This window comes from Bradyrhizobium sp. Kon10 (assembly GCF_055807395.1).
The window spans coordinates 1-9,458 of sequence record NZ_JBVVOZ010000066.1 but is presented as its reverse complement, the minus strand read 5'-3'; the positions used below and the strand labels follow the sequence as shown (position 1 = coordinate 9,458).

The following is a 9,458-nucleotide window of genomic DNA, read 5'->3' as shown; positions in this document are numbered from 1 at the left end:
TCGCGTCGGCCCGAGGTCCGGTCTGGCCTCGACTGCCGACGTGCCGGACACGACGGCGATCTTCGCCTTCGGGCCAACAGCCGACGATCAAACTCCTCACAAACCGGGTCCTGTTATACGTCGCGTCACTCAGCTTCGTATCCCCTAAGGATCGTGTTCTGATGTTTGATCATCAACCATTGCGGCCAAATCGTCGGCGGCGGCGTGATGGGGTCGTCGGTTAATTGAAGGATAACGCGCTTGAGCTGGACATTAGGTCCAAAAGTTGTGGCGAGATTGTCGGGCGATACATGCACGAGCAGGCGCGGATCATCGCCGTTCCGAAATCGAGCAAGTTTTGGCAACGCCACAAATGGTACGTCGCGCGGCCCAGTTTGTCGTAGCAGGGTTTTGAGCGACGCCTCTCGATCGTAGTAATGGGTGCGGACATCACGTTGGCCGTAAGCCTCGAAGGGAAGACAATACATGCTATCGGCTCCGCAAAAGTATACGCTCCACCTAGCTCGTTCCTCAGGGGTTGGTGTCGCGTTAGCGAAGCTCAGAAATAGAAGCCCTTTGTCGCCGAGGTCGACGGTGGGCGCATATCCTATGACACGGGTGGAGTTCCCGGGCCCGCTCCAAGACCAAGTCGGCTCGATGTCGTAGAGCGCTTCGATGACGCTCGACCCGGTCTTGAGCTGGTCTCCGTCCTGAACTTCGACCGTCAAGCGATAGCGCACGTGAATATCGTAAAAGTTGAGCCGGAAGAACGCGACCGCTAAGATCACGAGGCCCGCTAATATTCCGAGCGCGACTAGGCAGACTTTCATAAATTGCTCAAGCGTGACGGTCCGATGCTGGGTTCGAAAGCGCCACTAGGTTGCAAGAACTGACTACGTCAACCTATAACACGTCGAATGCTCAATTTTGAATGAAGCGGATGTGGCTTCCGGTATGGGTCAGAAGCTGCGGTCGAGACAAATTCAGCTGGGCGGCCGTTTATCAGCGACAGCGGACATCGGCGGCTGAGGCGCTCTTCGGCTCGGGGCCAACGGCGCAAACTCGCACGTCGGTTATTCAATCGCCTTGTCGACACAAGTCCACACCTTGATTCACGTCAATGGTCGCCTCGACGCTTCGGGATCAATTGCGCGGATGCCACTTCATCCTCACGGGGAGACAAGCATGCGGATCTTGACTGTCGCTGCTGTCCTGAGCCTGACGCCGGTTACGGCCCTCGCCGTCTCCGAGTGCCGTGTCACCGGTCATCCGTCCGTGTTTGGCGTCGACATGACGGCCTACTTCGCCGTCAGGTCGGGGGAAACGTGCAATTTCCCGATGCGAATTCCGGGAGCGATGCATAGCTCGGGCGTTTCGCAGAAGCCTGCGCACGGGACGCTCAGGCAGATCAACGTTACGACGTTCAGGTACACCGCAGCATCCGGTTACAAGGGCAACGATACGTTCGCCATCTTTGGCGAGGGCAAGGGCCCCTACGGGTCAGGCCGATCGGTCATGACGGTGAATGCGACGATAGAGTAGGAGGGGCAACGGGATTCCTCGCTAATCGCACCGCTACGCAATCGCCAGAATCTCGATCTCCTGGCTGCCCGCCCCCACGACGTCGCCGACCGCCTTCCCGATCAGCGACCTCGCGACCGGCGAGACGAACGAGATCGAGCCGGCCTTTGGATCGGCTTCGTCCTCGCCGACGATGCGATAGGTTTGGACGCGGCCGTCGGGACGGCTGAAGGTCACTGTGCTGCCGAAGGCGACGATGTCGGTCGATGTTGGATCAGGTACGAGCTGCGCGGTGCGCAGCCGTTCGCCGAGATAGCGGGCGTCGCGCAACGGCACGGCCGATTGCCGGCGCTTTTCGTTGACGTCCTCGATGGCTTGCGCGGCTTCATAGGCCTGGCGCGCCTCAGTGAGCTGTGTCTGCAACGCCTGCAGGCCTGCCGCCGTCACCAGGTTGGGATGCGGCGAGATCGGGCGATCCGGCAACAGCGTCTCGGACGCGGTTTCGGCGCTTTCTTCCTTGGTAAAGGCGACGCTCAAGTTGAAAATCCTGTCGAACTGTTTGGCTCAGGGCAGCGCGTTCGCGCCGTCCTGTGATTTGCCGGATCATATCTCAAGTTCGACGAAGCGCCGCAGCCTGAAGACGAGGTCGGGCAACGCCTTGCGGAACCGGGTCGCGTTCTGGAAATTGGTCGAGAACGGCGCGAAGGTGATCATAGCGTTCCAGTGCCGATAGCCGTAGACGGTGACGGAGGCGCCGGCCGCCGGAAAATTCTCCAGCTTGCGCAGCTCGCCGAGCACGAGATCGGCGATCGCCTCCGCAGGCAGCAGTCGCTTGCCGTCCGGCGTCGTGGCGATCTTCGCGGGCGGCTCGACCGGCTTCGCGATGGCCTGTGCGGCGTCGGCGTTCTCCGACTCGATCTCGCTGTTGGGCTCGTTCTCGGGCCTGGCCGATGCAGGATCGCGGGTGGGCGGCTCGCCCCATTCAAACCCGTTGCTCGGCGCCGTCGGAGGCCCCTCGGTGAGCGGCGGCGGTGCAACACTTTCTGCCGCGCGCTTGTGACCACCCAGGATGCTGCTGATCATGGCGACAAGGCCAGCATCCTTCGCGTCCTCACTCATGACTCCTTACTCCCCCCAGGCTGTCGGCCTACTCTAGCATCGCTCTCGCAGAGCGCCACCGGGGATGCCGGGCCGGCATGGCAACGCCTTGCAAGGCCATTGTCGATAGCATCGGCGGCGCGGCGGCCAATCGCCTCGCGCCGCCGCACCATCCGTCATCGCTTCTCGAACGGAATATATTGCTGATACTCCTTCGGCACCGAGCTGCGATAGCGCGCCGGCACGGTGCCGCTGTCGACCGAATGATCGATCTCCTGCTGCCGCGTCATCTTCTTCTTTGCCGGTTTCTTCTCGGCGGTTTTCTTCGAGCCGGCCGACTGCGACGCGTCAGTGGTGGCGCTCGGCGTTGTCGTCGCCGCCGGGGTGGTGGTCGCGGCCGGCGCAGTGGTCGCCGCAGGTGGCGCGGTGGTCGCGGCTGCCGGCGCGGTGCCGGCTGCGGCCGGAGCGGCCTGCGCCAACGCGAACGACGTTTGCATGACGAGTGCCAGTGCTGCGGCCGCAGCGAGCCAATATGATTTGTGCATCAGAACCTCCAAAATACCTGATCCCCAATGGGGGAAGCGTAGTCCCGCCGGATCGGCGCGTGCAAGTGCGCCGACCATAGGGCGGGGCCGGTCTGCAAACTGTGGGCGAGGTCACATAGTGCGCGACAGCGTGTCTCGATAGCCGAACGTGGAAGCTCGCTTGCGGCCATCCTTCGAGACGCCCGCCAATGGCGGGCCGTCAGGATGAGGTCGCGTTTTGCGGCGAGATGTTAGACTTCATCGCGTGAGCCCGCAGGCACGCGGCCACACGTTTGACGCGAATACTCTGTTCACCACCACAATCGTCTCGCGATTAGGTCGGCGTCGCTGACCTTGCTTCACGTCGCTCGTTTCGATGACGAGAATGTTATTCGGTCCCAGCGCGGGAAGAATTCGCGAAACACATCCGCAGCTTGAACGTAGCGCTCGTTCATGAAACCGCATCGATGCCGCGCGATGTGTGAAGCCGCGCATTGCGGCGCCGGATTCCGCGATCTAGCCTCACATGCATATTTCATGACGAACAACTTTAGCTTTAGTTGCTTGCCGTCGTAACTTTTCATGGAGGTACTTTATGAGCACTCGTCACGCCATTACGCCCCGCGGTTTGAACGCCACCCGTTCCTCGTTGTCGCAAGGCCGCTTCGGCCGCATGTTCCGCAATCTGACGCCGGCGAAATTCGGCGCCAACGACGCCGACAACATCGGAAATCTCGCGGCGCTCGCCGACAACATGGTCGGCGATTTCGACGCACCCAAGGACAGCCCCGATGCGGAGGAGAGCGGGATTCCCGCGCTCTACACCTATTTCGGCCAGTTCGTCGATCACGACATCACTTTCGATCCCGTGAGTTCGTTGACCAAGCAGCAGGATCCCGACGGGCTCGTCGATTTCCGTACTCCCTCATTCGACCTGGACAATGTCTACGGACGCGGTCCGGGCGACCAGCCCTACATGTACGACAACAGCGGCAAGTTCCTGCTCGGCGAGACCTTGACCGGCGCCGGCGTCTCCAACGCCAACGACCTGCCGCGCTTCAAGGGCCGCGCGCTGATCGGCGATCCCCGCAACGACGAGAACAGCATCGTCTCGCAGCTGCAGGGACTGATGCTGCGCTTCCACAACCGCATGATCGATGACAATGACAGCCTCTCGTTCCAGGACGTGCAACAGCGAGTCCGCTTCCACTATCAGTACGTCGTGCTGAACGACTTCCTGCCGCGCATCGTCCATGCCAGCGTGCTGAACGATCTCAAGACCGGCGGGCGGTACGATCGCAGCAAGCTCGCCTACTACCACTGGAAGACGTTTCCGTTCATGCCGGTGGAGTTTTCCGTTGCAGCCTATCGGCTCGGACATTCGATGATCCGCCCCGGCTATCGCCTCAACGACGCCGACAACATGCTGCTGCAGATCTTCCCCGATCCCAACAATCCCGACAACAACGCGCTGACCGGCTTCCGTGCCATGGGTCCGGGACGCGCCATCGACTGGGGGCGCTTCATCGACATCGACACGCGCGCCTATGGCGTCGACGGCGACGGCACCAGTACGGACAACAAGCGGCGGCTTCAGTTCGCCTATCGCATCGATACGTCGCTGGTCGATCCGCTGCGCAGGCTGCCGCCGGAGGTCGCCTCGAATCCGGCGTCGCTGGCGCTGCGCAATCTCGAACGCAGCTGGCGGCTTGGCCTGCCTTCAGGGCAGGCGGTCGCCAGGGCGATGCATGTGACGCCGCTGACGGACGAGCAGATCGTCATCGGCCGGGCCGTCGACCATCCCGAAGCGGGCGACCCGCAGACCCCGATCGCGTCGATCGCGAACGGAGCCTTCGCGGGCAATTGCCCGCTCTGGACCTACATCCTGGCCGAGGCGCGGCAATTCCAGACCGCGGTGACGATCCCTGTCACCGGCACACCGGTGACACTCAATACACCCCAGCTCGGCCCGGTGGGCGGACGCATCGTCGCCGAAGTCTTCCTCGGCATGATGTTCGGCGACAATTCGTCTGTGCTGTCGCTCGATCCGAATTGGGCACCGGTAACGGGACCCAACTTCGCGCTCAGGGATTTCGTGGCCTACGCACTGGGCCAGGGTGCTCCCCTGCATTGAGCCTGCCACGAACGAGGACGCAGAGGCCGCCCGCATGACGCGGGCGGCTTTTTGGTTGGCGCAACGTCTCAATGCGGTGCGCCCGGTCCTATCTCTTCCAGCCGGGCTGCGAACCAGCGCGAGAGCTGCGGTTCGACGAGGCCGCCGACATAGACCTCGGACGTCGTCGCATTGTGCTTGTCCAGCACCAGCAACACGCCGATCCAATAGGCGAACCAGACATGCGCGTCGGTCATCGCCTTCAGCTTCTGCTGGTCGTGCTCCAGCGGCGTGTGATTGCTGGCCTTGCGGATCTCGATGGTGAGCAGATTGTTCGGGATCTCGCGCTGATGCACGACGACGTCGGGATAGATCGACTTGCCCAGGTGGTCGTCGGTCGAGATGATCGTGCCGTGCGGCAGATGCAGCGTGCGCTCGCCGAGCCGGTCGTAGTTGCAATCGACGGCCCAGCCGGAAAACTGCCGCTCCAGATAGACCGCGAAGCGGTGCGTGATCGCGCGCTCGCCGACGTCTTTCTCGAACAGGAACGATTCCTGCGCGTAGAACTCCCGGAGCGCCGCAATCACCTTGTTCAGCTCGGTCTGCATGTTGCCCCCGGGCCCAATCGTAGCCCGGATGGAGCGTAGCGCAATCCGGGTTCTCGCAAAATCCACGGCGTCCCGGATTACGCTGCGCTCCATCCGGGCTACGCATCACTCCGTTTTGCAGGTGCCCCTACATCTGGACTTCGATCAGCCGCGGACCGGGCTCGGCGACGGCTTCGGCCAGCGCCTTGTTGAACTCGTCGGCATTGGTCACGGCGCGGCCGGGCACGCCCATGCCCTTCGCCAGCGCCACGAAATCCATCGTCGGCCGGTCAAGCCTGAGCATGTCGTTGGCGCGCTGGCCGGGCTCGCCGGCGCCGACATTGTCGAACTCGCCGCGCAGGATCTGGTAGATGCGGTTGGCGAACACGATGGTGACGATGTTCAGATTTTCCCGCGCCTGGGTCCACAGCGACTGGATGGTGTACATCGCGCTGCCGTCGCCGACCATGCAGATCACCTTGCGGTCCGGACAGGCGATCGCGGCGCCGATCGAGAGCGGCGTCGAGAAGCCGATCGAGCCGCCCATGTTCTGGAGCCAATCATGCGGGGCGGCGGCCGCGGTCGGCGGGAAGAAGGCGCGGCCGGTGGTGAGCGACTCGTCGATCATGATCGCATTCTCGGGGATCGCATACGCGATCGCCTGCGCGATCGAGGCGTGAGTGAGCGCGCCGGTCGGCTTGACCAGCTCAGCCGAGGCTTGCGGCTTGACGTCCTTGGCGCTCGCCTTCACCGTGCCCGCGAGCGCTTCGAGTGCGGCGACCGAATTCTCGCCCCAGGAGGTCATGCGGTGCACGTCGCAGCCCGCGGGCTTGAGCATGCTCGGCTTGTTCGGATAGGCGAAGAACGCCACGGGATCGTCGGACTCGACCAGCACGATGTGACGGAATTTGGCCAACATCGGCAGCGCGTTCTCGATGACGTAGTGGATTCGGTCGATCGAGAAGCGGCCGCGGCCGCGCGCCATCCTGGGGCGGAAAGTCGGGCCCATCACGGTGCAGCCGGTCCTGGCGGCAATGCGCTCGGCCAGCGCCAGGCCCTTTTCGCTCAGCGCGCTGCCGGTCATCAGCAGCAGCGTGCCCTCGCCGTCGCCGTGGAGAATTTTTGCGGCCTGCTCGACCGCCTGCGGCGAATAGCTGGCGCGCTGCTGCTCGGCCGGCACCTCGGCGACGCCGTCGGCCTCGTTCCAGGCGGTATCGGCCGGGAGGATCAGGGTCGCGATCTGCGGCGGGGCGCTTTTGGCGGCGGCGATCGCCGCGGCACCGTCGGCGGCGACCGATCTGGAATCGGGCGAGGTGCGGACCCAGGACGACATCGGCCGGGCCAGGCCCTCGATGTCGGAGGTCAGCGGCGCGTTGTAGGCGATGTGGTAGACCGCGTGCTGGCCGACGATGTTGACGATGCCGGAATTCGCTTTCTTGGCGTTGTGCAGATTGGCGAGGCCGTTGGCGAGGCCGGGGCCGAGATGCAGCAGCGTCGAGGCCGGCGTGCCCTTCATGCGGAAATAGCCGTCGGCAGCCCCCGTCACCACGCCTTCGAACAGGCCGAGCACGCAGCGCATGCCGGGCACGCGGTCCAGCGCTGCGACGAAATGCATCTCGGAGGTGCCGGGGTTGGTGAAGCAGACGTCCACCCCGCCCTTGACCATCGTCCGCACCAGGCTTTCCGCACCGTTCATCGTGACAACTCCCGCAGCCATGAGATCCACGGCCGATCAAACATTGTTCGCCGTCTTCGTCAAAGCATTCGGCGGCATTGCTGCCCTGCCCGGCCCCGCGGCTGCGGACCTCGCCGTTCAATTTGACGGTCACGGTTTACGGATTCGCTAACGGCGACGCCATCACGTTGCGACGCTCGCCGGGCCGGGGCTTGCGAAATCCCAGCGAATATGGCCTCTGAGAGTTGTATTGAATCGATTTTCCCGGGAGGTAGACAATGTTCCGGTTTTTGGCCGCGTCGGTCGCCGCAATGGCGCTTTTGGTGACGGGCGCGAGCGGCGTATCCGCGGCGGGGATGGTAGACTTCACGGGTACCAGTTCCGGCGGATTTCTCGGCGGTGGCGCGAGCTCGATCCCGCGCTCGACCGTGATGTATCCGACCAATTACGCGCCGGGCACGGTCGTGGTGAACACCGCCGAGCGCCGGCTCTATCTGGTGCTGGGAGGCGGCCAGGCGTTGCGCTACGGCATCGGCGTCGGCCGCGACGGGTTCCGCTGGGGCGGCGTGCACAGGATCACCGCGAAGAAGGAGTGGCCGGAGTGGACGCCGCCGTCGCAGATGATCGCGCGCCGGCCGGACCTGCCGCGCCACATGAAGGGCGGCATCGAGAATCCGCTCGGCGCGCGCGCGATGTATCTGGGCTCGACGCTCTACCGCATCCACGGCTCCAACGAGCCGGAGACGATCGGCCAAGCGGTCTCCTCGGGCTGCTTCCGCATGACCAACGACGACGTCACCGACCTCTATGGCCGCGTCTCGGTCGGCACCACGGTGGTCGTGCTCAACAATTAGAGCCTTGCGCGGGCTTCCGTAGGGTGGGCAAAGGCGCACCTGTGCCGTGCCCACCATGTGTCCGCGGACTGGATTAGAATGGTGGGCACGCTACGCTTTGCCCACCCTACGAGCGCCTGATCCTAGGTGTAACCCGCGCGCGCATGAATCTGCGGGCTTGTGCGGGTCTCGCGAATGCGGCAGCGTCGCGCGACGATGAGTGCATTGGATCCGCCCGCGCCTGTCCTTCGCATCGCCCTGCTGGCGCTCGCAGTGCTCATGCTCGTGCCTGAGACCGCTGCGATGGCCGCGGGCGAACTGCCCGCGATCGCCTCGCGCCAGCGTGCCGAGAAGAAGAGCTTTACCGACGCCGAGATCGTCGACGGCTTTCTGAAGACCGCATTCGGCGCCGAATACCACCTCGCCGGCCGCGTCGACCGCATCCGCAAATTCGACGGACCCGTGCGCGTGTTTGCCGAGACCGACCGCGCCGACCGCAAGGCGCAGCTCGCCAGGGTCGTGGCCGACATCGGCACGCGCGTGCAGCATCTCGACATCGCCATGACCGATACCAGCGAGGCGGCGAACGTGCGGGTGAAGCTGGTGCGCGACCGCGATCTCTACCGCACCATCGCGAGCTTCTACGGCGCGGAGAGGGCCCGCGAGATCCGCACCTCGCTCGATCCGCAATGCCTGTCCGGCTTCCGCAAGAACGACAGTTTCGAGATCGAGCATTCCGACGTCATCCTCACCGTCGACAATGGCGACTTCACCTTCCTCGACTGCGCCTATGAGGAGCTGTTGCAATCGCTCGGCCCGATCAACGACACCTCGAGCGTGGCCTGGACCATGTTCAACGACAACGTCTCGATGGGCTATTTCGATGTCTACGACCAGTACATCCTCAATTTGCTGTACGACCCCCGCGTCAAGGCGGGAATGACGGTGCTGGAGGTCAGGGCGTTGCTGCCCGAAGTGCTCGCGGATGTGCGCGCCTGGGTGAAGCGGGTGAATGATCTGAAGGAATGAGACGCTTCCCCTCTCCCCCTGTGAGGGCTTTGCACAATCGGTTGCACGTGATTCTTTGAATCATGGCTGATTCTAGCGAGGTGAGCCAAGCATGGTCGA

The 9,458-nt window shown here is 63.6% G+C and carries 10 protein-coding genes; 4 read left to right on the top strand and 6 right to left on the bottom strand.

Annotated elements, in window-relative coordinates; translation table 11 throughout:
• Positions 1-125: 125 nt before the first annotated feature.
• Positions 126-809, bottom strand: coding sequence for a hypothetical protein (locus AC0L2O_RS35795; protein WP_473373070.1), 684 nt, complete (start codon positions 807-809; stop codon positions 126-128).
• Between the two features lie 355 nt (positions 810-1,164).
• Here AC0L2O_RS35795 and AC0L2O_RS35790 point away from each other — a divergent pair, with 355 nt between their 5' ends.
• Complete coding sequence (locus AC0L2O_RS35790; protein WP_473373069.1) at positions 1,165-1,521, top strand: hypothetical protein; 357 nt, start codon at positions 1,165-1,167, stop codon at positions 1,519-1,521.
• A 33-nt stretch (positions 1,522-1,554) separates the two neighbouring features.
• On the opposite strand, the gene greA is transcribed toward AC0L2O_RS35790, so the two are convergent.
• The 3 genes from greA to AC0L2O_RS35775 form a co-directional block, all read right to left on the bottom strand.
• Positions 1,555-2,037 carry a transcription elongation factor GreA gene (greA, locus tag AC0L2O_RS35785; RefSeq protein ID WP_473373068.1) on the bottom strand — a complete coding sequence of 161 codons (483 nt, stop codon included), beginning with the start codon at positions 2,035-2,037 and terminating at the stop codon, positions 1,555-1,557.
• A gap of 66 nt (positions 2,038-2,103) precedes the next feature.
• A complete protein-coding gene (locus AC0L2O_RS35780) occupies positions 2,104-2,619 on the bottom strand; it encodes a hypothetical protein (RefSeq protein ID WP_473373067.1) in 516 nt (171 codons plus the stop codon).
• 155 nt (positions 2,620-2,774) lie between these two features.
• The gene (locus tag AC0L2O_RS35775) at positions 2,775-3,143 is read right to left on the bottom strand and encodes a hypothetical protein (protein ID WP_473373066.1); all 369 of its coding nucleotides are present in this window, start codon (positions 3,141-3,143) and stop codon (positions 2,775-2,777) included.
• Positions 3,144-3,717: 574 nt separating this feature from the next.
• Here AC0L2O_RS35775 and AC0L2O_RS35770 point away from each other — a divergent pair.
• Complete coding sequence (locus AC0L2O_RS35770) at positions 3,718-5,256, top strand: peroxidase family protein (RefSeq protein WP_473373065.1); 1,539 nt, start codon at positions 3,718-3,720, stop codon at positions 5,254-5,256.
• A 68-nt stretch (positions 5,257-5,324) separates the two neighbouring features.
• Here AC0L2O_RS35770 and AC0L2O_RS35765 read toward each other — a convergent pair whose 3' ends face one another.
• Complete coding sequence (locus tag AC0L2O_RS35765) at positions 5,325-5,843, bottom strand: hypothetical protein (RefSeq protein ID WP_369721229.1); 519 nt, start codon at positions 5,841-5,843, stop codon at positions 5,325-5,327.
• 127 nt (positions 5,844-5,970) lie between these two features.
• The gene (locus AC0L2O_RS35760) at positions 5,971-7,518 is read right to left on the bottom strand and encodes an acetolactate synthase large subunit (protein ID WP_473373064.1); all 1,548 of its coding nucleotides are present in this window, start codon (positions 7,516-7,518) and stop codon (positions 5,971-5,973) included.
• 257 nt (positions 7,519-7,775) lie between these two features.
• On the opposite strand from AC0L2O_RS35760, the gene AC0L2O_RS35755 reads away from it, so the two are divergent.
• Both AC0L2O_RS35755 and AC0L2O_RS35750 read left to right on the top strand, forming a co-directional pair.
• On the top strand, positions 7,776-8,351 hold the full coding sequence (locus AC0L2O_RS35755) for a L,D-transpeptidase (RefSeq protein WP_369721227.1): 576 nt from the start codon (positions 7,776-7,778) through the stop codon (positions 8,349-8,351).
• Positions 8,352-8,546: 195 nt separating this feature from the next.
• A complete protein-coding gene (locus AC0L2O_RS35750) occupies positions 8,547-9,359 on the top strand; it encodes a DUF2927 domain-containing protein (protein ID WP_473373063.1) in 813 nt (270 codons plus the stop codon).
• Positions 9,360-9,458: the final 99 nt, after the last annotated feature.

Bases quoted from the DNA above. Each gene is read 5' to 3' on its own strand.
- AC0L2O_RS35750 (WP_473373063.1), top strand. From the start codon at position 8,547: ATGAGTGCATTGGATCCGCCCGCGCCTGTCCTTCGCATCGCCCTGCTG.
- AC0L2O_RS35760 (WP_473373064.1), bottom strand. From the start codon at position 7,518: ATGAACGGTGCGGAAAGCCTGGTGCGGACGATGGTCAAGGGCGGGGTG.
- AC0L2O_RS35755 (WP_369721227.1), top strand. From the start codon at position 7,776: ATGTTCCGGTTTTTGGCCGCGTCGGTCGCCGCAATGGCGCTTTTGGTG.
- AC0L2O_RS35795 (WP_473373070.1), bottom strand. From the start codon at position 809: ATGAAAGTCTGCCTAGTCGCGCTCGGAATATTAGCGGGCCTCGTGATC.
- AC0L2O_RS35790 (WP_473373069.1), top strand. From the start codon at position 1,165: ATGCGGATCTTGACTGTCGCTGCTGTCCTGAGCCTGACGCCGGTTACG.
- AC0L2O_RS35765 (WP_369721229.1), bottom strand. From the start codon at position 5,843: ATGCAGACCGAGCTGAACAAGGTGATTGCGGCGCTCCGGGAGTTCTAC.
- AC0L2O_RS35770 (WP_473373065.1), top strand. From the start codon at position 3,718: ATGAGCACTCGTCACGCCATTACGCCCCGCGGTTTGAACGCCACCCGT.
- AC0L2O_RS35775 (WP_473373066.1), bottom strand. From the start codon at position 3,143: ATGCACAAATCATATTGGCTCGCTGCGGCCGCAGCACTGGCACTCGTC.
- AC0L2O_RS35780 (WP_473373067.1), bottom strand. From the start codon at position 2,619: ATGAGTGAGGACGCGAAGGATGCTGGCCTTGTCGCCATGATCAGCAGC.